The organism is Mycobacterium sp. NGS66 (genome assembly GCF_059812225.1).
Window position 1 is genome coordinate 833,457 of the sequence record NZ_JCALCG010000001.1, and the last position, 23,931, is coordinate 857,387.

Sequence of the window (23,931 nt, forward strand, 5' to 3'; positions counted from 1 at the left end):
TTGGGGGATTTTGCGTCTGCTCGGCACGGTTTAGCGACCCGTCCGGCGGCGGAGCTGACCCTTCGGCCGGCGCACCCGCCGCACCGGATCTCGGCTTGTGCCACTGGCGATTTCGTCGCGCAGCTGCGTGATGTTGGAGATCTCGGCGTAGAGGCCGCGAATCGCATAGTCGAGCACGGCGAACGAATAGCGCTGCGCAGGATCGTCGATGATGCCGACTTCGCGAGACCGCTGCCGCGACCAGAGCGCCTCGTCCAGTCGGGCGCGCGTCGCCTCGAGATGGCGGTCCAACGTCTCGACGACGCGCTCGGGGTCATCGCCGCGGGCGAGCCAGGTTTTGAGGATGACGGGGTGCTTGATGACGACCTGCTCCTGGCCCGGGAAATGCTGCACCCACCGATGCAGTGCGTCGAGGCCGGCATCGGTGGTCTCATACAATGTGATGGCGCGTTTACCGGATTGCGCGCCAATCTCATTGACCATGCCCCTGGCTAGCAACCGGTTGAGTTCGCGTCGCACATGACTCACCGACGGCGACCAATAGAAGTGGCCGACCGACAGTTCGGCGCGCAATTTGATCTCGCCGGCGGTCAGTTGCTCGTCGTTTGCGGCCAGCACGCCTAACACGAGGTACGCGGTCACCGGCAGGCCATTGCTGGTGCGCTGCGGGCTCACGGCAAACCCGTGAAATACGGCTTGAAATAAGGCAACGTGACATCCGGACCAACTTCGTGGAACTGCACGTGCACGCGCATTCCGATCGCCAACTCGTCGGGCGCCACCCCGACGATATTGGTGAGCATCTGGTAACCCTCGTCCAGCGTCACGATCGCCGGCGCATAGGGCGGCATGAACTCCGCCGATACGGGCCGGTAAACGACTGTCCAGCTGTATATTTCGCCAATACCGCCACTCAGTGCCCAAGCCAGATCATTCGAAAGGCATTGCCGGCAGTGTTCGGTCGGCGGGAAGTTCGGCAGTCCACACACCTGGCAGCGTTGGTAGCGCAACTCCCCCGATCGGCACGCTTCCCAGAACGGAGCGCTGACATGGCTACTGGCATGGGGGACCGGTCCGGCTTGTGGCTTCAGTTCGGTCATCTCGGCTCATCTCCCAAGATCAGCACCGTGGTGAACAACGCCCCGGCGCCACCGTTGCTGCACAGCGCGACATGGGCGTCGGGAACCTGCAATTCGCCTGCCGCACCGCGTAATTGCTCAACAGCCCGGATGGCGCGCTGCATCATCTGCGGATTGGCGCCCGCGTGGCTGAACGACATGGTTCCTCCGTCCGTGGCGATGGGATGGCTGCCGTCGATGGCGATGTGACCGTCGGCGACGAACGGGCCGCCCTCGCCGTCGCCGCAGAAGCCGAACGCCTCCAGTTGGCGGATGATCTCGAATGAGAACGGATCGTAGAGTTCCAGCACGTCCACGTCGTCGCGCCGTAGTCCGGCAAAGCTGAATGCCCGGTCCGCCGCACGTCTGCCCACGACGCCATTGAAGTGATCGCCCCGGCGGCCCACGAGGTCCCACGCGGGCGGATGTTGATATGACGGGCCGTGAAAGTCGGCGCCGCTGCCCAAGATATAGATCGGCCGGCCAGCAGTCTCCACCTTGTCGATGTTCGCAACGACCAGCGCGCATCCGCCCTCGGACGTGGTGGCGCAGTCGAGCAGGTGGAACGGATCAGCCACCGGGCGTGACGCCGTGATGTCATCCGGGGTGAACGGACCACGTTGGTAATAAACGGCTTCCGGGTTTCGCGACCCGTTGTTGCGGATCGTCGCAGCGACGATGGACAGTTGTTCGCGTGTCGTGCCGTAGACGTGCATGTGACGGCGGGCGATGAGCGCGAATTCGGCCGCGGTGAACATTCCCCAGGGCGCGACGAATTCGTTCTCCGGTCTAGTCCACGGTGCCGTCGCTTCGTGGTCGCGGTATTCGCCTGCTTGGGCGGCGACGAGCACCACCACATCGGCCATGCCATGCTCGATTGCGGCGGCGGCCTCGGTAATCATGCCCACCCCGAATCCCAGCCCCTGCCAGGCCGGCCCGATACGCAGGTCGTAGATCAGCGCCGTCGACTGCGGGCCGGCGCTGATGCCGTCCACGTCGTCCAGGCTCAGGCCGGCATCGTGCAGTGCGCCGTGAATGGCCTGCAGCGCGAGGCCGCGCGACGTTTCCCCGTCCAGCCGGCGGCTCTGACGGGTGTTGTGCACTCCGACGATGGCTGCCGTGCGCTTTGTCAACCCAAGCTCCGTTCCCGATCAGTTCTCGTCCGCGACGACGCCGAGATACGTTCCCAGCACGTCATATTGGCGTCCGTCGCGAATGACGGTGCCGATCATGGTTGTGCGCTGGTCGGCGTGCGTCATGCCGGCCTCGACAACGTCGATCCGCACGTCGACGGGCCGCGCGGTTTGCGGGTCGGTGATCTCGACGACCATGGCCACCGCGTGTTCGGTCTCGTCCCACTCGACGCTGGTGATGCGGTAACGAGCGGTCAGCTCCATCACCACCGAGTCCTGCCGCACCAGGAAACGCACCGGTGCACACAGTTCGCCGGTGCGCGGCGGCACGCAGAGGGTCACTGGGCTACGTTGCGTCACAGTCCTGCCGGCCGTGTACTCGTTGCGCCCAACTCTCGCAACGCAATTAGATCCGCCCGGCTGTGGCCCAGCACATCGATCAGCACCTCCTCGGTGTGCTGGCCATACAACGGCGGCACCCGTCGGATCCAGCGTCGTGCCCTACCGACGAACGAGAACGGCATCCCCGTGCACAGGAATGTCCCGGCAACGGGGTGTTGCACGGTTTCCCAGAACCCGCGGGCGAGCAGTTGGGGATCGCTCAGCAGCGCCGCCGGTGCCACTACCGGCGCAGCCGCCACCCGGCGGGAACGCAGCTCGGTCACCGCTTCGGTCACCGAGCGCGTCGCCGTCCAGGCGGAGATCAGCTTGTCCAGTTCGTCGGCTCGATCCCGCCACGCGGCCGTCGAAAGCCCGGGTTCGCCGATCAGTTCGGCCATCGAGTCGCGCGCAGCGTCGTCCAGCGCGGCGATTGCGACCCACTGGTCATCTCCTTGACATGGATACCCGCCTTGCGGAGCGGCGCCCGGACCCCGATTTCCATTGCGACGCAGCTCGATTCCGTTGCGGGTGTACTCGACCAACATTTCGGCGGCGACATTGAGCGCGGCCTCCACCATGGTCGATTCGACGTGAACACCGATCCCGTCGCGATCGCGCAGCACCAGGGCGGCGATGGCGGCGAACGCCGCGTGCAACCCGGCTATCGGGTCGCAGACACCGCGCGGAATGATGGGCGGCCCGTCGGAATATCCGGTCATCCACGCCATTCCGGTTGCCTGCTCCATGGTCTGGGCGAAGCCCACGCGATCGCGCCACGGCCCGTCGAGGCCAAACGCCGGCATCCGCACCATGACCGCACGCGGGTTGGCCGCGCTGACGGCGTCCCATTCCAGACGGAAGTTCTCCATCACCCGCGGTGAGAAGTTCTCGATGACGAGATCGCTTGCGGCAATCAGCTGCAACGCGATGGCGCGTCCGGCTTCGGTGCTGAGTTCGACGCTGATACCGCGCTTGTTGTTGTTGCTGCACAAGAACACCGGGCCCCACTCCCACCACTGGTCCCAATCGGGTGGGCGGCCGGCGGAAAATCTCATCCCGTCGGGCCGGCGAACGCCTTCGACTTTGATCACGTCGGCGCCCAGTGCGCCGAGCAGTTGAGTGGCGACGGGTCCCGCCCAGAAGGCGGTGAAGTCGGTTATCCGGATGTCCGACAACGGAAGTGCAACGGTATCGTCAGGGCGTACGGTTCGGGGCGGCCAACGCACCCGTCCACTGTCGGCGCCCAATGTCGGAGCTGGCCCGGGAGGCCTAGTCGCTATTGCGTCGCTGCGATACGGCACTCGCGGCGCCAGCACTCCTGGCTCCGGTTCGACGAAAACGCCGCGCTGTACGAAGTGGTCAATCTTCGGCAATGTGGCCGGGGTGGCTATCGGAGCCACCGGAATTCGGAACGCCGCAGCGAGATCGACGATTTCCCGCGTGGTGCGTGTCCCGGTCCACCGGGTAACCATGCTGAGGAATTCTTCGCGACGTGCGATCCGGCCGGTCATCGACGCCAGCTCGGCATCGTCAACCAGATCTGCGCGATCGATCATCACCAGAAAGTCCTGGAACTGCTGCGCGGTGATGGTGCAGAAGCCGACCATGCCGTCGGCGGTCGGCACGATCGACGGGAGTTCCAGACTGCGTTGCTGCATTGACGAATCCGCGCCCAACACACTGGCCGACATGGCGGACAACCCACCCATCCCGATCACCATTGCCTCGAACGTCGAGACGTCGATCACCTCGCCGCCACCGCCGCGCCGGGCATGCCGCGCCGAAGCCGCTGCGACGGCCGCGGCAAACGTACCCGCCAGCCACTCGCCGAGCCGGCCACCCGCCTGAACGGGCTCGTCGTCCGGCCAGCCTCGCCCGGCGATCGATCCGCACAGCGCCTGGAGGATGAACTCGTTGGCCACCACTTGGTCGTCGACGTAGGGACCCGTTGTCCCGAACGGTGTTACGGCGACAACTACGGCCGAAGGGCCGATGTGCGCGGTGATGTCCTCAAGCGCCCAACCGTCAGTCAGGTCGGTGAGCACGATATCGGCACCGGCCAGCAGCGAGGCGGTCTCTGGCCCGTTCAGCACCGACTTCTTGCCCGCCGCCAGATAACCGAACAACGCGCCGCGCGGCCCCCCGGACGACCAACGGCGCAGCGAATCACCCTGCGGGGATTCGACTTTCACCACTTCCGCGCCGGCATCGGCGAACAGCTTGCCGCAGTAGGAAACCGCGATACCGTTGGACATCTCCAGCACGCGCCAGTCGGCGAAGGGCGCCCGAGGTGTCACGCTCAGTTGCCCAAGGTGGTGGCGCGGCCGGCTATTCCGGTAACCTCCGCCGTCACCGGCGTCGATACCCCCTGTGCCTGCAAGGCAAAAGTCGTCATCCGGGTCCAGGCATCACGGTCACGCTGGCTGGCCTCGCGACCAACGTGGGTGACCACGTCGACGTCGGCGGCCTGGGCGCGGAGGTAGCCGGCGCGGGCATGTTCCTTGGGGATGTGCCGAAACGGATCGAAGGAGTAAGCGGCCATTGCGTTTTCGTGGGTGATCTTGTCGATGACGCTGTCGGCCAGATGCCCCATGGTGTCCATGACGTCCTCCGGTGCGAACGGCCAGTTGCTGTCGGAATGGGGGAAATCTGACTCCCAGCACAGCATGTCCTCGTTGAACCAGTCCATGTTCCGCACGCCGACCTTGTCGCTGATGAAGCAGGTGTAGAAATGCCGCCTGAACACGTCGACCGGTCCGCTGTAGCCCGGGGGGAATTTCGCCAGCGTCCAACCCGAATGACGTTGGTAGACATGCTCGGCGCGCCAGAGGAAGTAGGGAATCCAGCCGACATCACCTTCGGTCAGGGAGAACTTCAGCTGCGGGAAGTCTTCCCAGAACTCAGCCCAGATCAGCTCGGTGAAGGTGAACATGCTCATCATCGACGACGCCGTCATCATGACGCTGGGCGGAGCATCCGTCGACACCATCGGAGACCGCGACGCCGAGCCGACATGCGTGCACAGCACCGTGTTGTTCTCGCATACGGCCTCGAAGAGTGGGTACCAGTATTTGGTGTGAATGCTGGGCATTTGCAACGCTTCCGGATTCTCGGAGAACGTCACCGCATGGCAACCCTTGTCGGCAAGGCGTTCGACTTCCTTGGCCGCTTCGGCCACATCGAACAGCGGCAGGATGCCACAGGGGATGAACCGGCCGGGATAGGCGCCGCACCATTCGTCGATATGCCAGTCGTTGTAGGCCTTGATCATCACCAGGTTGACGTCGCGATCCGGACCCTGGTTGAGGACCTGGCCCGAGAAGCCGGTGAAATTCGGGAAGTTCAACCCCGCCAGCTGACCGCCGGCGTTCATGTCGCGGATCCGCTCGTCGACGTTGAAGCAGCCGGGACGCATCTCGTCGTAGCGTGACGCGTCGACGTTGTACATCTCGCGCGGTTTTCCGGCGACGGCATTCAAACCCATGTTCCGTCCGCGAATCTCCCCGTAGTACCACTGCTGAACGCCATCCGGTTCGACGACCACCCGCGGAGCGAAGTCCTTATATTTCGCGGGGACGTGCGCGTCGAACATGTCCGCCGGCTCGGCGATGTGATCGTCCACGCTGATCAGGATCAAATCGTCTTTGTTCATGTCTTGCACTCCCGGTTGATCAAGGACTAGTAGACATTGATCTGCGTCACAATGTCAACGGTCGGCGGTGCCCAGACCGAGTCGCTGATACCGCTATGGCAACGCAAATTTCGGCTCAGGTGCGCTACATTCGGCGTTTCCTAGCCCGTGCAGGCCACCGCGTGGCCCCATGTCGCATTGTCTGACTAATAGTCCGTATCGGCTCCGGATTTTCCGGTGGCCGCAATGAGCTGCTCTGGCGTGGGCCGTGCCGCGTACACGCGCTCACCGGTCATCAGATCGTTCTCGTCAAAGCCGAACACCGCCCAGAGGCGGACCTCGAATGGCTCGCCGGTCGCGACGGGTGTGCCGCGCAGCCAGAATTCGATTTGCACCCGGCCGTCGTCCAAATGGGTGAGTTCAATCAGCTCGTTGCGCTGATCGGGCACAAGCGTGCGGCCCTCGATCCAATACCGCATGACGTTGTCGGCGCCATCGATCACCGTCCCATCCGGCAGCTCGTAGCGGGCGTGGCTGAACGTCGCCATGGTCCGGTCCCACTCCTGCACGTTCTCGCTTTGCATGTGCTCGATCACTCGAGCTTCCCTGGCTTTCCGGCGCGCTCGGCGGTCCTGGTCGGTCATGGGTTGCCTTTCACGTTTTCGGTAGCGCCTCGACGACGTAGCGGACAAGTTACTCCGTGACGACTTGCCGTTCCTGATGGCGGCGATTGTGGTCGCGTGCCACCATGAGGCATGGTCGGGGCCGGAAAGGTGATGCGAGTTGAGCACCAGTAAACCTGTCCGGCCCACCACCGCGGACGTGGCCCGATTGGCGAGTGTGTCGACCGCGACGGTCAGCTACGTCTTGAACAACGCCGAAGGGCGTCGAATCTCCGAGCAAACCCGGGACGCCGTCTACCGCGCCGCGAAGCTCTTGGGTTATCGGCCCAACCTGGCGGCGCGCAATCTCGCCCGCGGCAAGAGTGGCGTCGTCTTGTATGTGGTTCCGCGTGTCGCAGTCGGCGAGATGCCGATGCAAGCCGGTAGTCGCATGACCACCGAACTGGCCCGGCTCGGTTTGCTCCAGGTGCAGATCTTCGAGACCGAGGAGGATCACATCGTCGTCGACGCGATCGAGAACCTCGACCCGGTGGCAGTGACGAGCCTGTTCCCCCTCGGGGAAGCCGCCCTGACTGCGGTGAAAACACACGAGATCCCCTATATCGAAATCGGGACGTTGCCAGCACTCGGGAATCCGCACCTTTCGATCGGCGAGATCCGGGTCGATCATCTCGTCGAGCGCGGTCACCGCGAGATCGCGTTTGCCTACACCGGTATCGCCAAGTGGCGCGCCCTGGGCGACTACTGGTTCGACGGCGTCTCGCGGGCAGCGCGCATGCATGGGCTTGCCCCCGTGCGGGTCAGCGAGATCACCCCGGAGAACGCCGCCGACGTGGTGACGGCTTGGGTCGACGACGGCGTCACCGCCGTGTGCGCGCAGAGCGACGACATAGCCTGCCTCGTCCTTTATGGGATCCACCAGGCGCGGTTGCGCTGTCCCGACGATCTGGCCGTCATCGGCGTCGACGCCAGTCCGATGGGAGTCGTGAGCACACCACCGTTGACCACGGTGGAATTCAACCCGCACGCAGTCGCCGACGCCGCACTCGCCGCGGTGCTCACCGAGTTGGGCTATCCGGCACCGCCGCCTCCCGAGCCGACGGACATCGCCCGCCTGATCGTGCGCGCCTCGACGTGAGCGGACGACGATTGACTCTGCGCCTACGGCGCCACCCACTCGCAGTTCTGCGCCGTAGACGCAGACTCAACGTGGAAGGTCGGCCGGTTCGTAGCGCAGCATCGTGACATCGTGCTCCGGGTAGTCGACGTATCCGACGATCGCGGCCTCTCCGCGTAATCCCATGCGATGTCCTTACTTTCGGGGCAGCCCGAGAATCATCTGGGCGATGATGTTCAGCTGAATCTCCCTGGTGCCGCCGCCCAGCAATTCGGCCGGCAGATGCAGATACGGCGCTACGAGCGCCGGCTTCGAATCGGCGACCATCGCCAGCCGTCCGGTCAACTGCAGCGTGGCCTGGAAGGTCCGGCGCAGCAGCACATTCATTGCCACCTTGGCGATGCTGGACGCCGGCCCGGACGGCTGGCCGTCCAGCAGCCGGATGGTTTCCCGCACACCCAATGCCTTGATGGCGTTGGTGTACGCGTCCAGCTCGCCGAGCGCGCGTACCGCATCGTCACGGTCCGGTCCCGGCTGCGCCGCGACCTCGCGCAGTGCGGCCGCCCGGTCGAATTTGACGTAACCGCTGATGGCTGAACGCTCTTCGGCCATGGTGGCGATCGCCAGGCCCCAGCCGTCGCCCGGGCCGCCGAGCAGCATCTCGTCAGGTATGGACACATCGCTGAGGAAGACCTCGTTGAAGTGCGCCTCGCCGGTCACGGTCTTGATCGGTTGGACCTCGATCCCCGGCGACCGCATGTCCAGAATGAAATATCCGATGCCCCGGTGCTTGCCGGCCGCGGGGTCGGTACGGGCCAAGAGCGCGCCGAAGTCCGCGCGATGCGCGGCCGACGTCCAGATCTTGTGGCCGTTGATCTTCCAGCCGCCGTCGACTTTGGTTGCCCGGGTGGTCAGCGCCGCGAGGTCGGAGCCGGCTCCCGGCTCGCTGAACAGCTGGCACCAGGCGATCTCGCCTCGTTGGGTCGGCGGTATCAGCTTCTCCTGCAAGTCTTTTGACGCGGCGCGGATCATTGAGGGCAGGATCCACTCGGCGATGCCCAGCGAGGGACGAACAAGGCCGGGCCGCTTGGCGAACTCGTCGTCGATGATGAGCTGCCGCAGTGGATCGGCGTCTATTCCCCACGGCGGCGGCCAGTGTGGCGCGATAAGTCCCGCCTCGGCAATCAACGTGCGTTGCGGACCCGTTCTGAACTCTTCGTAGTCGCCCTGGCGTCCGGGGTGGTCGTTGTGCAGCTCCAGCGCTGCGTCCAGGGTTTCGGCCACCCAGGACCGGAAGTCGGGTTCGGCGTCGCCGAGGTTGACCGACATGTCACGTTGCTGGGTGCAGGTCAGTTGCCCCAGTCGCCGGGCCCAGCGGCTAGCCCCGGCGGTCGACGCGGCCAGGCTGATGGCTCGGCGCCAGTACAGGTGCAGGTCGTGCTCCCAAGTGAAGCCGATGGCGCCGAACATGGTCAGCGTGTCGAGCACTAGATCGGGCACCGGTGCGATCGCGATCACCGCCGCTGCAGCCGCCGCGATTCGGTGCTGGTCGATCGATTCCTCGGCGGCCCGCACCGCGTCCCAGGCCGCCGCCGTTGCCAATTCGCTGTTCACCAACAGCATCGCCGCGTTGTGCTGCAACGCCTGAAAGGTGCCGATCACCCTGCCGAATTGCTCTCGGGTGCGCAGGTGCGCGGTGATTACCTCGACACACCACTGCGCGATCCCGGCGGTAGCGCTGGCCAACAGCCCCAGCACGACGCACGCTGCGCGGTCGGGGTCGATGCCGGTCAGTACATCGGCTGCACGATACTGCGACAGGCGCACGATTCCCACATCGGTGGCCAGGTCGGTGCCGGGTACGGATTCGATTGTCACCGTAAGGTTGTCGGTATCTACCGGCACCCAAACGACATCGCCTGCTGTGGTATGAGCGCCGAGCAGGATCATCTGTGCGGCGCATGCGCCGGCGATGACATCCGAGGTCCCGTCGATCAGCCAGTGCCCGTCTTCGACCCGAGCCTGGAAGTCCCCGTCATCGGGAAGAATGACCACCGCTGGTGAACCGGAGGCGAGGTCGCGTACCAATGATTCCGCGATCGGAGCCGGATCAGCCAGCGTCACAATGGATCCCGTGATCACCGTCGGCAACAGCGGACCCGGGAGCAGTGCCTTGGCGGCCGACTCCAGCACGCAGGCGGCGTCCATCAGCCCGCCGCCCTGACCGCCGAGGTGGTCCGGCAGGTGCACGGCGTGAAAGCCATTGGCAACCAATGCATCCCAGCACCTCGGAAGCCGGCCGGCCGCAAGCGCGTCGAAGTCATCCCGCGTCGCAGCTATGGGAGCATGCCGGGCGGCGAACTGCCCGACGGCTTCGCTGAGCGTGTGCTGCTCCGGGGTCAGCCCCAGGCTCACGGGCAGCAATACCTTTCGTTTATACAAGACGAACCGTCTCGTCTTGTGGCAGACTACGGTGCGGGCCAGCCCATGTAAAGCGGCCCCGGAGAGGACGACCGGATGCCAGCCGACATCAGCCAGGCCGACCCGCCGCGGAGGCGGAGCGAGAAGTCGCGCAGGGCGATCGTCACCGCCACGCGGGAGCTGCTGCTCGAGCGCGGCTTCGACGGTCTGAGCATCGAGGCGGTCGCAGCCAGGGCAGGCGTCGGAAAGCAGACCATTTATCGCTGGTGGCCCAGCCGTCCCGCACTGGTCGCCGACGTCATGCTCGAAGACGCCGACAAGATTCTCGCGTCGGTTCGCCACACCGGAGACTTGGCCGCCGACCTGGTGGAGTGGGTCGGCAAACTCGCCGTAAGCCTGACGACGGTCCGCGGCTCGGCCATGCTGCGCACCTTGACCGCCGCCGGCATGGAGCACGAGGACACCGCGGTGAAGCTGCGCGCGGGATTCAGTAAGCCGCTGCATGATAGCGTCCGGAGCCGGCTGCTGGCTGACGGCGTCGACGAATCCACCGCCGAATCTGCCGCAGATGCCATCGTCGGCGGCGTGGTCTATCCGATTCTGTCTGGCGTGCAACGTTATTCGCGTCAGCGAGCCGAACGGACCACCCGGATCATCGTCACGGCACTGACTACCGCGCGATGAGTTTTGCTATGGTCAATACCTGTCGAGCAGACGCAAAATTCCCCGACACCCCTTGGATTTCGGGAAGTTTGCGTCTGCTCGCGCCCGGTGCGTTTCATCCAGATCAGGATGGCGGGTGATGAAAAGCGCTGTCGCCCAGTCCCTCTCGGCCCTGGGCTTGGCCGCCCATCTAGGCCGGGGCATCGGGCGGTTCGCCGCCGACGCGATCGTCGGAGCCCGAGCCGGGCTGCCGTGTACGGTCGACGGACTCGACGCCAGCGTCCTTTCCGACGTCATGGGTGCCCCGGTTACCTCGATCAGTGTGCTCGACCACGACGCGGGGACGTCGTCGCGGGCACGGCTTGCGTTGACCGGCCACGGGGTACCTGAGCGAGTCTTCGTCAAGCTGCCGGCACAGACGGCCGCCACCCGATTGATAGGTGAGCTTGGCCGTCTCGGGCACACCGAGGTGCGCTTCTACAGCCAACTGGCTGCTGAGCTCACGGGTGTGCCGAAAGCGTACGGAACCGCATTCGACCCATGGACCGGTCGATACCTGCTGGTCCTGGAGGATCTTCCGCCGTCGTGCGTCTTTCCCGACACCTTGCATCCGCTGTCTATGGACCAGGCCGGACTCATCGTGGAGTTACTGGCCAAGCTGCACGGAACGTTCTGGGGCCGGCTACCGGCTGACGGGCGGGGACCGCTCGGATGGCTCTACACGCCGTCCGGTGACGTCACTTCCCTGTTGACGGGCGCACTGATGAAGACCTCGATGAAGCGGCTCGCCGAGCGCAGCACCATTCCTGTTGAGAACGGTCGCTTCATCGCCGAGAACTACCGCGCGGTCGCGGCGCTGATCGACGCTCCCCCGCATACGGTCATGCACGGCGACGCGCATCCGGGCAACGTGTACTTTCGCGACGGCGAGGCGGGACTTCTGGACTGGCAGGCGGTACGGCGCGGCCACCCGTCCCGCGAACTCGCCTACACGCTGGTCACCAGTCTGACACCGGAAGACCGTCAGGCGTCTCAACGAGATTTGCTCGACGAGTACCGTCGCGCGCTGGCCGCAGCTGGCGGACCCGAGCTGGACCGCGACGACCTGTGGCTGCGATATCGGCAAGGCGCGCTGTATGCCTACGTCGCGGCGCTGATCACGGCCGGCATGGGCGGGATGCAGGTGGAGAACATCGCCATGGAGGGGTTGCGGCGTGGCGTGGCCGCACTTGAGGACTTGGAAACCATTGCGGCTGTGAAGAATTCGTTGTAGCGAGACGGAACATTGGCGGTTTAGTCACACGTGCCACTCAGGTAACAGAAGGGTGGTCATGTGGCAGTTTCGAATTCGATATCGCCGGCGCTATCACGTTGCGAAATGACATGCCCAGCATCGTAGGAACTGGCGGGGCTGATGTGACTGGTGCGCTTTCGGCCGGTGGTAGCCCTCAACCGAATTCGACAACAGTCACCGGGGCCCGCAGCCGGTCGAGCTGCGGCAGCCGGTATGCCACCGAAAGCGCCCAGCGCAAAAAATGACCGCGCGCCGGTGGCGGCGGCAACTCACGCACGGCGCGTACGCCGGGAAATGCGCGCAGTTGGGCGTACTCGTTAGCGGTGAAGTGAAACGGCATCGGCGGGACCGTGTAGTGCTTGCTGGGCCGGAAGCCACGGCTACGCGAATACGCGCTCAACACCCACGGGATGCTGTCGAAAATCAACTGTCCACCCGGAAAACGTTTGGCGCACACCGCAATAAGGTCGAAGACCACATCACGCTGCAGGTACTGGAACAGCCCCTCGGCCGTGATCAGCACGCCGTTGGTGTCGTCCACCTGGTCCATCCACGAATAGTCGAGCGCGGACTGGGCGCAGTAGCGCAACCGCTCCGATTCCGGGAGTAGCTGCCGACGCAGCCGCACGATCGGTTCCAGGTCGACCGAGAGCCAGCTCAGCTCACCGTTGTCGAGGCGCCAGAAGCTGGTCTGCAGACCCTCTGCCAACGCAACCACCGTGGCGCGTGGATGGGTGGCCAGGTAGTCGCGCGAACCGTTGTCAAATGCCAAGGCGCGCAGGGCGGTTGCTTGATGGGTGCGGCCGAAGTGGTGGTAGTCGTAGTCAATGGCGTCGCGCAGGGCGATGGCCATCGGGTCGTCGATGATCCCGTCCGGCCGCGCAGCCTCGGTCGCTCGCTGATGCAGCGTGAGCAGAGCGGTTTCGGATATTCCGTCGAGATGACGGCCGTCGACGACTGCCATGGATCCACCTAAGCACCGAGACGCGCGTAGTGCGAACTTTTGTCCCGTCGACTCCAAGAATCCTTTAAGGATTCGTCAAGAATCCGTTGAGTGACCCGAGTCACGCTTATCGCCATCAACCGAACTTCACCGGATTCAGGAGAAGACATTACATGACGCTCAATGTGAAAGGCGAGGGACTCGGGGCCCAGGTTATCGGGCTCGATCCCAACAACCTGGATCATCTCACCACCGAGGAGATCCGTGAAATCGTCTACACGAACAAGCTCGTTGTTCTGAAGGACGTTCACCCCACTCCCGAACAATTCATCCAGCTGGGCAGAATTATCGGCGACATCGTCACCTATTACGAGCCGATGTATCACCACAAGGACCATTCAGAGATCTTTGTCTCCTCCACCGAAGAAGGCCAGGGCGTCCCGAAAACCGGCGCATTCTGGCACATCGACTACATGTTCATGCCGCAGCCGTTTGCCTTTTCCATGGTGCTCCCCCTTTCGGTGCCGGGAAGCGACCGCGGTACCTACTTCATCGACCTGAATAGAGTGTGGGAATCGCTGCCGGCCGAACAGCAGGACCCGGTCCGCGGAACGGTCAGCACCCACGATCCTCGGCGCCACATCAAGATTCGCCCGAGCGACGTGCACAAGCCGATCGGTGAAGTCTGGGACGAGATCACCCGGACCACCCCGCCCATCAAGTGGCCCACGGTGATCAAGCACCCGCACACCGGGGAAGAGATTCTCTACATTTGCGCCTCGGGCACCACCAAAATCGAGGACAAGGACGGAAATCTGCTTGACCCGTCCATTCTGCAAGAACTCATGGCCGCCACCGGTCAACTCGACACCGAATTCAAATCGCCGTTTATACACACGCAGCATTACGAAGTTGGCGACATCATCCTGTGGGACAACCGCGTCCTCATGCATCGCGCGAAGCACGGTACCACCGCAGGCCATTTAACCACCCACCGGCTGACCATGTTGGACGGCCTTATCACACCAGGATATGCAGCATGACTACCATCGAAATGCCCCTCCCCACGCAGATCGTCGCTGAATTCACCGATTCCAGCACGACAACTCCGATCGACGAGGATCTGCTCGCCAGAGTTCTCGACCCGTACGCCTACAAGGGGTGCCGGTATCTGCTCGACGCGGAGTACAAAGCCACCCCCGATTCGGTGCTCGCAACCGGGAATTTCAGCATCGGCGAACCCGCCTACATCCGGAGCACCGGTCACTTCAATGCCGCGGAATTCATCATGTGCTTCAACCAACTCGCCTACAGCGCGTTCGCGCCGGCCATCCTCAACGAGGAGATTCCGGTGCTGCGGGGCTGGTCGATTTCGGACTATTTCGACCTCCAGCTGCCCAGCATGTTGATCAAGAACACGGCATCGCGATTCAAAAGAATGATTCACGCTCCGGCGTTCTCCGCGCGTTTGTTGTGCCAGAATTTCCAGGTGGTCGACCGCAGGACGCGTTACCTCAACATCGAGTGCTCCATCGAGTTCTGGGACGACTTCGGCGGAGCGGCGTCCGGTGAGGTCGAACTAGCGGCCCTCAACATCCCGTAACGCAGCTGGGAGGAGAGCACCTATGGCGCACTTGCCGCCTACCGTGCTGGAACGGATCTTCGACCAGGCTCGGCAGCGGCCCGAGGCAATCGCCTTGCGCCGCTGCGACGGCACAAGCGCGCTGCGGTACGCCGAGCTGGTCGCCGAAGTCGACCGGCTGGCCGCGACGCTTGCCGCACAGTCCGTTACCCGAGGATCCCGGGTATTGGTCATTTCGGACAACGGACCCGAGACATACCTGTCGGTGCTGGCTTGCGCGAAGCTCGGAGCTATCGCCGTCATGGCGGACGGCAACCTTCCGCCCGCTACCATCGATCGCTTCGGCCAGATCACTTCCCCGAGTGCGATGCTCGTCGCGCCAGGAAGCAGAACCGCATCGTGCGGTTTACCGGAAACCCTGCATTCGGTACCCACCAACCGAGTCGACGTGACCGCCGGCGTGCCGCAGGCCGTCCACCCGGTGGATACGGACATCCCCGAACTCGGTGCCGATGACCCGCTGGCAATGATCTTCACCAGCGGTACGACGGGCGAACCGAAGGCCGTGCTGCTGGCCAACCGCACGTTCTTTGCCATCCCGGACATCTTGCGGGCGGCGGGTTTGAACTGGGTCACCTGGGTCGACGGTGAAACCACGTATTCGCCGCTGCCGGCGACGCATATCGGCGGGCTCTGGTGGATATTCACCTGTCTGATGCGCGGAGGTCAGTGCATCACCGGCGGCGAGAACACCTCGTCGCTCATGGAGATTCTGAACACCAACCAGGTGGCGACCACATGCGTGGTCCCAACCCTCCTTTCCAAACTGGTCACCGAACTGAAGTCGTCTGGCGCCACGGTTCCGTCGCTGCGACTGCTTGGATACGGTGGTTCGCGGGCCATCGCGGCCGATGTGCGATTCATCGAAGCCACCGGCGTCCGCACCGCGCAGGTGTACGGGTTGAGCGAAACCGGTTGTACCGCTTTGTGTTTGCCGACCGATGACGACTCGATCGGCAAAATCGAGGCGGGTGCGGTGGGGCGCCCGTACCCTGGCGTCGAGGTATACCTGGCCGGCGCAAATGACAAAGGACCCACTGCCGACGGCGCCGGACCCTCCGCCTCGTTCGGGACGCTGTGGATAAAGTCGCCGGCGAACATGCTGGGTTACTGGAACAACCCACAACGCACCCAAGAGGTTCTCGTCGACGGCTGGGTGAATACCGGCGACCTGCTAGAGCGGCACGAGGACGGTTACTTCTACATCAAGGGCAGATCATCGGAAATGTTCATCTCGGGTGGGGTGAACATCGCGCCCGACGAGGTCGACCGCATTGCCGAGGCCGTCCCCGGCGTCCGCGCGGCCGCATGTTACGAAATTCCGGATGCCGAGTTCGGTGCCCTGGTAGGGCTGGCCGTCGTCCCCGCGACGGATCTGGACGAGTCGGAAGCCCGCAAGCTCAAGCAAGCGATTGCGGCTCGTTTCCGGCAAGAATCGGAGTCGATGGCGCGCCCTTCGAAGATCGTGATCGTCGCCGATATTCCGCGGACGCAGTCCGGCAAGGTCATGCGAGCCTCGCTGGCGGCCATGACGAGCGGTGACAAACTCGAGGCGGTCGTTCGTGGATGACACATTGAGGCAAAGAATCTTCGCCGCCGTCTGCGACGTGTTGTACATCGAGGAAGCGGATCTCGTCGACGGGGACGCCACCGACCTCAGAGATGTCGGGCTGGATTCTGTTCGGTTCGTTCTCCTGATGAAGCACCTTGGTGTGGACCGAGAATCCGACGTGCCGTCTCGGCTGGCGGAAAATCTGTCGATCCAGGGCTGGGTTCAGGAGCTGGAGAACCTTCGTGAGCGTGCCTGAAACCGCTCGGGTTCCGCTCAGTAGGTCGCAACAAAACCTCTACAACGGGGTGCTGCAAGACGGCAGTCCCGCCCTGTATCTGATTGGCAAGAGCTATCGGTTCCACCCCCTGGAGCTGTCGAGATTCCTGGCTGCCCTGAACGCCACGCTGCTCGAAAACGCCGTGCAGCTTTGCGTTCTCGAGATGTCTGCCACCGGCGATGGCTACCCGGATCTCGTACCCCAGCTGCAATTCGACGACATCGTCCAGGTGCGGTCCGACCAGGCGCCCCACAGTGCCGACGAGCTGACGCGCTCGTGGGCTACCAGCATCCTCGGTAAGCCACTGGTGCGCTACCTGGTGCGGACTGACGGCAACGGCTTTGTTACGGGCCTCGACGTTCACACCCATCACATCCTGGTCGATGGCGGCGCGACGGCGATCATCGAGGCCGACCTGGCTCGCCACCTCGTGGCCGGCCCAAATACCGAAGTCCCTTGTCTGACAGATGGTATGGCGAAGCTAGCCGAAGCGCACCGGCGTGAGGCGAGCAAGGTCGACGAATCGCTGCAGCGGCTCGCCGACGCGGCACAGCGCGAGCTCGCCGACGAGGCACGTTACGGCGGACATGGCCGAGGTCCCGAAGATGTCCCGGGGATGGCGGCCAAGGGAGTCCTTCAGGAATCAGTGACGCTCGCAGGCAACGCCTTTGACGCAATCCTTGCGCTGTCGGAGGCGAAGCAGATCCCGCTCAACGTGCTGGTAGCCGCGGCGGCTGTGGCGGTGGACGCGAGCCTTCGGCAGAGCACCGAGGGTCTGCTGGTTCATGCCGTCGACAACCGCTTCGGAGATCCTGCCCTGAATGTTGCGACATGTCTGGTCAACTCGGTCGCACATGCGGTTCGCTTTGCGCCGTTCGCGTCGGTACACGACGTCGTTCGCATGCTCGACCGGGGCTATGTCCGAGCCGTCCGACGCCGATGGCTACGCGAAGAGCATTATCGCCGAATGTATTTGGCGATAAATCGGACGTCTCACATAGCAGCGCTGACGCTGAACTTCATCCGCCAGGCATGTGCGCCGGATCTGCGCCCGTTCTTGTCCGAAACACCTGTGGCGACCGACATCGGTCCGGTCGAGGGCATGACCGTGGCATCGGTTCTGGACGAAGACCAACGCACACTCAACCTGGCCATCTGGAACAGAGCGGATCTGCCCGAGCGAAGAACGCATCGCCGGGTCGCAGAGCGGATCGCTGCCGCGCTGGAATCGATGGCGGCCAGGTGGGACCGGCCGATCGCCATGACCGTCGACGAGTGGTTCGGTGTCGCCCCGGATGGGGCCCGCTGCCACAGCGATGCGGCAACCTGCACCGAGCCGGCAACGCCGGCGTGGTTTATGGACGCCACCGGGGGCGTTCACCGAATCCTGGAAACCCGTCACAATGTTTCACAATGGGTGGCCTGGTTGGTGCAGAACGGTGCCGCGCCCGGTGACGTTCTGGTGTTCACCGACGACAACACCGTTCGGACCACGGATCTGCTGATCGCATGCCACCTGGCCGGCTGCGGCTACAGCGTTTGTGACACCCCTGACGAAATTGCTTTGCGAGTCAAGGCCATTGCCGATCACGGCGACGGTATCTCGGCGCGCGCGATCGACGTGCGGGCCGCGGCGCTGGAAGAGATCTCGAGTGACGAGCACCGGCGGCTTGCGAATGAGCGAATTGCGCTAGTGACACACGATGTTTCGCTGGCCACCAGGACGGCGTACATCATGCCGACCTCGGGGTCGACCGGACAGCCCAAACTGGTCCATGTCTCACACGGTTCGCTCGCGCTGTTCTGCGACGCGGCCAGACAGGCCTACGGCTGGGGTCCGAAAGACACTATCCTGCAATGCGCGCCGCTGACATCGGATATCAGCGTCGAGGAGATCTTTGGCGGCGCCAGCTGTGGATCTGGGCTGGCCCGGACCACCGGCATGAAAACGGGCGACCTGGACGGGCTCACAACAGATCTCGTCGCCAACCGGGCGACCGTCGTCGACTTGCCGACCGCTGTGTGGCATCTGTTGTGCGAGGACGGCGACGCGATGACCGCAATCCGCCGCTCTTCTCTGCGGCAAATCGTGGTCGGCGGCGAAGCGATCCGGCCCAGCGCCGTCGACAAGTGGCTCGATTCTGGTGTCTCGCAGGCGATCTCGCTCATCTCGACATACGGCCCGACAGAGACCACTGTCGTCGTCACCCATTTGCCGATCGCCTGCAACGGAGAAATCGTCCCCGGCAGCGCACGGCTTCGGCTGGGCCGGCCGATCGTAACGAATTCGGTGTTCATTGGTTTCGGCGAGGTCGTCGTCGTGGGCGACCTGGTTTCTACGGGCTACCTGGGCACCGACGACCGTAGTTTCGGCATCGTGACCGAAAGTGACGGTTCCCGTCGCCGCGCATTTGCCACTGCCGACCGCGTGACGCTTGACGGCGACGGCTTTCCGGTCTTCTCCGGACGCAAGGACGCCATCGTCAAAATCGCCGGCAAGCGAGTCGACATCGCCGAGGTAACTAGGCGTATCTCCGAAGACCCCACGGTGTCCGATGTTGCGGTCGAACTTCATAACGGAAGTCTGGGCGTGTGGTTCGAAACCCAACGCACGCGCGAAGCCGGCGAGGACGCCGCCGCAGCTTCGCGAATCAGGCTCATCCTGGTAAGCGCAGGGGTGTCTTCGTTTTTCGTCGTCGGCGTGCCGAACATACCGAGAAAGCCCAACGGGAAGGTGGACAGCGACAACCTGCGGACGATGCCTCAGTTCGCGGATACCGTGCTCAGCGACCCCGGGGTGGGTGAGAAAGCGGCCGGGTTGGCAGAGGTTTGGAGTCGGCATCTCGGAAGGACCATCCGACCAGACTCGTCGCTGCTGGGCGAGGGGGTCGGGTCGTTGGATCTCATCAGGATCCTTCCCGACACCCGTGGATATCTGGGTCGGCACCTGTCAATTCTCGATCTGATCAGTGCTGACACCGCCGCGAACCTGATCGATGACGCGTCGACGGCCGAGGCATGGATGGACCCGGACACTGCCGCCGAGATCGACGGCGACCTTGCTTCGCTCTGGTCACAACGCTCGCGTTCCGAGGTCAGTGTCAATCAACGCCCGGGTGAGGCGATCGTCGTGCTGGGCGCGTCGGGAATTCTCGGCACCGGCTTCGCCCAGGCGGTCCTGGACCTCGAACGCTCGGGAGCGCCTTGTCCGCCGGTGGTTTTGGCCACGAGATCGATTCTCCCCGAACACAATCCGTGGGCCGAGCTGCGCAACGTCGATGGGGTGCGGATCCAGCGACTGTCACCTGAGGTCGGCCGGGACGAGGTCGAGGCCCTGATCCGCGATAGCGGCGCTGGAACCGTCGTCAACTGCATTGGCAACACCAATGTGCTTGTGCCGTACCGCGAGCTCCGGCCGGCCAATGTCAACCTGGTTGCCGCGATCGTCGACGCATGCGCGAACACTGCTGCGAGGCTGGTGCACTTGTCGACGTTCGTCGTCAATGCGGACGTCACCGCGTCGCGGGTCACCGATCCCCGTGACGCACCGTATCCCTACGCGGCATCGAAGTCGCTGGCGGAGCTGGCCGTGGCCGGATCGCCGCAGGGCCTCGATTTCACCATCGCCCGCCTGCCCCGGGTACTCGGCGAGGACTATCAACTGCACGGCTCCGCCGACATTCTGCTCTCGGTTGTCGACGCCTGCATTGCGTTGCGCGCCTACCCCTCCCTGACCTTGACCGAAGAGGTAACCACGGGGCGGGCCGTGGCGCACGCGATCCTGGGCCAGTTGACCAACTCCACGCTGCTGGGACGCGGAATCACTGTGGTGCGTGGCGAAGCGGTGGCCTACGCCGAGTTGCTCAGCGGGTATGCCATCGAGGAACTTGACGTCGCTGAGTGGAAATACCGGCTGGATGAAAGCGACTGGGCGAAGGGCAACCCGCGCAGGTGGTCGGTCGTCGATGCGTGGCTCAGCTTGGGCATGCGACTAGGCGGCCGCTCATACGCCGAGTATTTGGCGGATTATCCGACCATCGCCCTCGGGGTGGAAGCCGTCGCAGAGCTGGCCGCGCCACCGCAGTCGGTGCTTGGCCTGCTGGCGCACAGCTTTCCGAGCGTTGACTTTGCGTCTACGGCGAGGAAGTGCGAGTAGGGCACGCCCTCAGCGCAGACTCAACGCAGGCACAGGCTCGAAGCAGCGCGACGCCGTCGGCCCCAGTGAATCTCAGCCCGAGACCGAAGCGTCGTAGATCGACTGGATCGACCTGTCGAGGGTGGCGTTGAACTGTTCGTCGGACTGGTCGACGGAGAGTCCCTCGGTGAGCGCGCGGCTGAAGCTCGCGATCAGACCGGTGTTCTTCGCCAGCAGCTCATTGGCTTCTTCGCGCGAGTAGCCGCCGGACAGCGCCACTACCCGCATCACCTTCGGATGCTCGATCAGCGGACGGTAGTAGTTGACCTCGGTTGGCAGGCTCAGCTTGATCATCACGCGCTGCCCGTCCGGCACTGTCTCAAGCCGTTTGGTGATCTCGTCGCGCAGGATCTCCTCGGCCTGCGCCTTGTCCGAGATCGAGATGGTGACCTCGGGCTCGAGGATGGGCACCAAGCCGTGCGACAGCACCTGGTGGGCCACCTCGAACTGCTGGGCAACCACCGCCGCGATGCCCTTGGGGTTCGCACCCCCGATCACCGACCGTTCCTTGGTGCCGAAAACACCCTTGGCGACAGCCCGCTGCAGCAGTTCGTCCAGCCCCGGGATCGGCTTCATGAGCTGGACATCGTCGGACTCCTCTGCCAGCCCCTTGTCGATCTTGAGAATGGGCACCACACCCTTGGTCTCCCATAGGTAGGTGGTCGACGGCCGGCCGCCGATCTCGCGGTCCATGGTCTGCTCGAACAGGATCGCCGCCAGCACCCGGTCGCCGTTGAACGCCGGCGAGGTGATGATCCGCGAACGCATCTCATGGATCAGGTCGAACATCTCCTCTTCGGAGGAGTACGCATCCTCCTCGATTCCGTACAGGCGCAGCGCCTTTGGCGTGGAGCCACCGCTCTGGTCGAGCGCCGCGATGAATCCCTTGCCCGACGTCATCCGGTCGGCTTGTTGCTCGTTCGGCATGGACCTTCTCCAAACTTCCCTCGTGGCACTCTCGGTGACGGCGCACCGTCAAGGCCGAGTCGTGCCGATCATATTCATGCGATCGGGCAGGCTGGTCACTCAGTCCTGGCCAGCTCCTGTTGCCCGATTACACCGCTTATACCCGCTGCGTCGAGCCGCTCGACCCAGCCCGGTGCTGATGATCGCGATAACCAGGCGCCGACTTCGCCATTGCATGTCGCGCAATGCCGCGAACAGCATGGTCACGACGCTACCGTCGACGCCCACCCCGGGCCAGGGTCCTACGCCAACCGGCTCACGGCTGCCGTTTGGGCCACAACGCCATCCGATCAAGGAGCCGGTCCCGCAGAACCAGCGTGTGAAACAGGACCGCGCAGACATGGGCGGTGAACGCCGCGAAGAGCAGGAAAGCCAAGACGCTGTGCGCCTGGCGGAGCACGGCATAAACATCGATGTCGTGCGGTGCGATGCCGGGCAGCTGAAACGGCCCCAGGGAGACGACGGGCGTTCGCGCGGCCGAGAGCATGGCCCACCCGGTCAGCGGCTGCGCGAGCAGCAGCGCGTACAGCAGATATTCCGACCACGACGCGATCCTGCGTTCGGCGGGCCTCATGGTGGCCGGAAACGGTGGCAGCTTATGGGTGAGCCGATTCGCCAGGCGCACCACGGCGAAGATCAGGATCAACACGCCCAACGGCCGATGGATCGCCAGCAGCAGCGGGTAATAGCTGATCGAGGCCACCATGGTCACGCCGATCACCAGCTGCACGACCACCATCGGCGCCATCAACCAGTGCATGATCCGGGATGGAAGCGCGAAACGCGTTGCCGCACTGGCGGTCTCGCTTGTCATGAGAACAGCTTTGTCACGTTGACCTGGCTGGCTGACTTGGGCTCGCCGGCGCGGCGAGTGAAGGACCGCGCGTAGACGGCCGAGCGTGCGCTGAGGATCGGATCGTCGGATAGGGCCATGCCGTCGGGCAGCACCGTGGGGTCGAAGTTGATGTCCCGGGCGTTGCCGGCCGCCTCGGTGCTCACCGCGGAAATGGTGATGGTGCCGGCGTCAATGGATCGCCGCGAGGGCGGCCAGGGTTTTGTGGCGTCATGGGTCGGATCGTCCGGCTCACCGATCGTGAGGATCAGCCGCCACTGCAAGGGACGCTGGGCGACTGCGTGAACAAAGCCGTCGAACAGGTAGTTCGCACCGACCGCTGACGACGGGCGCGGCGGGTCGTGCGGAATAGCCGACCAGCGCACCGGCACCGTCGCGCCCGCGCTGTTGGTGAATAGAAAAGCATTCAGCCCGTAAAACGTGCTGTCCGCGAACCCGGCGGCGGGCGGTGACCGCTTGATGATTTTCATCGCAGCGACCGTTTCGGGATGGCGATCGAGGAACGCGGCCAACTGCTGCGGGTCGGGCTTACCGGTGTCGGGCCGGGGCTTGGCGGCGAGCAGCCGCTCATAGAAGCCCTGCGGTGTGCTGTCGGTGAAGACGGGGAGGTTGATCATCGCCGTTCGCCACTGCTGGCCGCCGTGGGTCTGGAACAGCAGCCCCATACCGCGGACGGTGTCGGGTTTGTCTGGCTGATCGGGCAGGCCGCCGCCCAACGAAAACCGCCCAACCAGCGGGACACTTCCCGGCCGGAACACCTCCGCCCGGCAGATGGCCGCACCGGCACCATTGCTCGCGAACGTGCCTGCGGCACTCAGACCTTTCGCATGGTTGCGCCGGAATCCGTCATGCCGGCCATAGACATGTTCGAAGCGATCGGCAAAACCGGACGGGTTGAGCCTGTCGGGCCTTAGCCAGCCACCCGCATAGGCGAATCCAGCTACGTCCACCGCGGCGAAACTCGCTACGGCACCGAGCCCCAGCAATGCACCCCGTCGGCTCAGCGTGTCGCGCGGAGCGAAACCCGCACGCTCGGTTGCCACAGGATCGTCGCCTTGTTCATCGCCATCGGCCGGGTCCATGCCACCGCCCTTGTGTCGTCACTAGTACTGAGTCGTTCTA

20 protein-coding genes and 1 pseudogene are annotated in these 23,931 nt (G+C 64.2%); 8 read left to right on the forward strand and 13 right to left on the reverse strand.

The window, feature by feature from the left end:
* Positions 1 to 30: 30 nt before the first annotated feature.
* The 7 genes from AC5Y2L_RS04055 to AC5Y2L_RS04085 all read right to left on the reverse strand — a co-directional run bounded on the left by AC5Y2L_RS04055 (position 31) and on the right by AC5Y2L_RS04085 (position 6,907).
* Positions 31 to 675, reverse strand: a complete 645-nt coding sequence (locus tag AC5Y2L_RS04055) for a MarR family transcriptional regulator (RefSeq protein WP_499936407.1) — start codon at positions 673 to 675, stop codon at positions 31 to 33.
* Positions 672 to 1,100, reverse strand: coding sequence for a Zn-ribbon domain-containing OB-fold protein (locus AC5Y2L_RS04060; RefSeq protein ID WP_499936408.1), 429 nt, complete (start codon positions 1,098 to 1,100; stop codon positions 672 to 674). Before AC5Y2L_RS04060 ends, AC5Y2L_RS04055 begins: the two co-directional genes overlap by 4 nt.
* Positions 1,097 to 2,251 (reverse strand): thiolase family protein, encoded by a 1,155-nt coding sequence (locus tag AC5Y2L_RS04065; RefSeq protein WP_499936410.1) that lies wholly within the window; start codon positions 2,249 to 2,251, stop codon positions 1,097 to 1,099. The genes AC5Y2L_RS04060 and AC5Y2L_RS04065 overlap by 4 nt, the downstream gene beginning before the upstream one ends.
* A gap of 18 nt (positions 2,252 to 2,269) precedes the next feature.
* Positions 2,270 to 2,593 carry a hypothetical protein gene (locus AC5Y2L_RS04070; protein ID WP_499936412.1) on the reverse strand — a complete coding sequence of 108 codons (324 nt, stop codon included), beginning with the start codon at positions 2,591 to 2,593 and terminating at the stop codon, positions 2,270 to 2,272.
* Positions 2,594 to 2,607: 14 nt separating this feature from the next.
* The gene (locus AC5Y2L_RS04075; RefSeq protein ID WP_499936414.1) at positions 2,608 to 4,929 is read right to left on the reverse strand and encodes a CaiB/BaiF CoA-transferase family protein; all 2,322 of its coding nucleotides are present in this window, start codon (positions 4,927 to 4,929) and stop codon (positions 2,608 to 2,610) included.
* A gap of 2 nt (positions 4,930 to 4,931) precedes the next feature.
* Positions 4,932 to 6,284 (reverse strand): amidohydrolase family protein, encoded by a 1,353-nt coding sequence (locus AC5Y2L_RS04080; protein ID WP_499936415.1) that lies wholly within the window; start codon positions 6,282 to 6,284, stop codon positions 4,932 to 4,934.
* 185 nt (positions 6,285 to 6,469) lie between these two features.
* Complete coding sequence (locus AC5Y2L_RS04085; RefSeq protein WP_499936416.1) at positions 6,470 to 6,907, reverse strand: nuclear transport factor 2 family protein; 438 nt, start codon at positions 6,905 to 6,907, stop codon at positions 6,470 to 6,472.
* A 139-nt stretch (positions 6,908 to 7,046) separates the two neighbouring features.
* Here AC5Y2L_RS04085 and AC5Y2L_RS04090 point away from each other — a divergent pair, with 139 nt between their 5' ends.
* Positions 7,047 to 8,024, forward strand: a complete 978-nt coding sequence (locus tag AC5Y2L_RS04090) for a LacI family DNA-binding transcriptional regulator (protein ID WP_499936418.1) — start codon at positions 7,047 to 7,049, stop codon at positions 8,022 to 8,024.
* A 174-nt stretch (positions 8,025 to 8,198) separates the two neighbouring features.
* On the opposite strand, the gene AC5Y2L_RS04095 is transcribed toward AC5Y2L_RS04090, so the two are convergent.
* Positions 8,199 to 10,418 carry an acyl-CoA dehydrogenase family protein gene (locus AC5Y2L_RS04095; RefSeq protein ID WP_499936420.1) on the reverse strand — a complete coding sequence of 740 codons (2,220 nt, stop codon included), beginning with the start codon at positions 10,416 to 10,418 and terminating at the stop codon, positions 8,199 to 8,201.
* A gap of 102 nt (positions 10,419 to 10,520) precedes the next feature.
* On the opposite strand from AC5Y2L_RS04095, the gene AC5Y2L_RS04100 reads away from it, so the two are divergent.
* Positions 10,521 to 11,108 carry a TetR/AcrR family transcriptional regulator gene (locus tag AC5Y2L_RS04100; RefSeq protein ID WP_499936421.1) on the forward strand — a complete coding sequence of 196 codons (588 nt, stop codon included), beginning with the start codon at positions 10,521 to 10,523 and terminating at the stop codon, positions 11,106 to 11,108.
* A 118-nt stretch (positions 11,109 to 11,226) separates the two neighbouring features.
* Positions 11,227 to 12,360, forward strand: coding sequence for a phosphotransferase (locus tag AC5Y2L_RS04105; RefSeq protein ID WP_499936423.1), 1,134 nt, complete (start codon positions 11,227 to 11,229; stop codon positions 12,358 to 12,360).
* Between the two features lie 175 nt (positions 12,361 to 12,535).
* Here the strand turns inward: AC5Y2L_RS04105 and AC5Y2L_RS04110 are convergent, their stop codons facing one another.
* Positions 12,536 to 13,345, reverse strand: a complete 810-nt coding sequence (locus AC5Y2L_RS04110) for a class I SAM-dependent methyltransferase (protein ID WP_499936425.1) — start codon at positions 13,343 to 13,345, stop codon at positions 12,536 to 12,538.
* A 152-nt stretch (positions 13,346 to 13,497) separates the two neighbouring features.
* Between AC5Y2L_RS04110 and scoE the strand changes: the two genes are divergently transcribed.
* The 5 genes from scoE to AC5Y2L_RS04135 are packed head-to-tail and all read left to right on the forward strand — an operon-like array spanning position 13,498 to position 20,951.
* Positions 13,498 to 14,367, forward strand: coding sequence for a (3R)-3-[(carboxymethyl)amino]fatty acid oxygenase/decarboxylase (gene scoE / locus AC5Y2L_RS04115; RefSeq protein ID WP_499936426.1), 870 nt, complete (start codon positions 13,498 to 13,500; stop codon positions 14,365 to 14,367).
* A gap of 11 nt (positions 14,368 to 14,378) precedes the next feature.
* Positions 14,379 to 14,927 carry an FcoT family thioesterase gene (locus AC5Y2L_RS04120; RefSeq protein ID WP_499936562.1) on the forward strand — a complete coding sequence of 183 codons (549 nt, stop codon included), beginning with the start codon at positions 14,379 to 14,381 and terminating at the stop codon, positions 14,925 to 14,927.
* Positions 14,928 to 14,949: 22 nt separating this feature from the next.
* On the forward strand, positions 14,950 to 16,536 hold the full coding sequence (gene fadD10 / locus AC5Y2L_RS04125) for a fatty acid--CoA ligase FadD10 (RefSeq protein WP_499936428.1): 1,587 nt from the start codon (positions 14,950 to 14,952) through the stop codon (positions 16,534 to 16,536).
* A 4-nt stretch (positions 16,537 to 16,540) separates the two neighbouring features.
* Positions 16,541 to 16,774 carry an acyl carrier protein gene (locus tag AC5Y2L_RS04130; protein ID WP_499936564.1) on the forward strand — a complete coding sequence of 78 codons (234 nt, stop codon included), beginning with the start codon at positions 16,541 to 16,543 and terminating at the stop codon, positions 16,772 to 16,774.
* Positions 16,761 to 20,951 carry an AMP-binding protein gene (locus tag AC5Y2L_RS04135; RefSeq protein ID WP_499936429.1) on the forward strand — a complete coding sequence of 1,397 codons (4,191 nt, stop codon included), beginning with the start codon at positions 16,761 to 16,763 and terminating at the stop codon, positions 20,949 to 20,951. Before AC5Y2L_RS04130 ends, AC5Y2L_RS04135 begins: the two co-directional genes overlap by 14 nt.
* Positions 20,952 to 21,023: 72 nt before the next feature.
* On the opposite strand, the gene AC5Y2L_RS04140 is transcribed toward AC5Y2L_RS04135, so the two are convergent.
* From AC5Y2L_RS04140 to AC5Y2L_RS04155, 4 genes and pseudogenes are all read right to left on the reverse strand, one after another.
* Positions 21,024 to 21,917 carry a fructose bisphosphate aldolase gene (locus tag AC5Y2L_RS04140; protein WP_499936430.1) on the reverse strand — a complete coding sequence of 298 codons (894 nt, stop codon included), beginning with the start codon at positions 21,915 to 21,917 and terminating at the stop codon, positions 21,024 to 21,026.
* 165 nt (positions 21,918 to 22,082) lie between these two features.
* A pseudogene (locus AC5Y2L_RS04145) lies at positions 22,083 to 22,157 on the reverse strand (hypothetical protein); the annotation flags it as partial.
* A gap of 55 nt (positions 22,158 to 22,212) precedes the next feature.
* Entirely contained in the window at positions 22,213 to 22,770 is a 558-nt protein-coding gene (locus AC5Y2L_RS04150) for a cytochrome b (RefSeq protein ID WP_499936431.1), read from the reverse strand.
* A complete protein-coding gene (locus AC5Y2L_RS04155; protein WP_499936433.1) occupies positions 22,767 to 23,891 on the reverse strand; it encodes a catalase family peroxidase in 1,125 nt (374 codons plus the stop codon). Before AC5Y2L_RS04155 ends, AC5Y2L_RS04150 begins: the two co-directional genes overlap by 4 nt.
* Between the last annotated feature and the right edge of the window lie 40 nt (positions 23,892 to 23,931).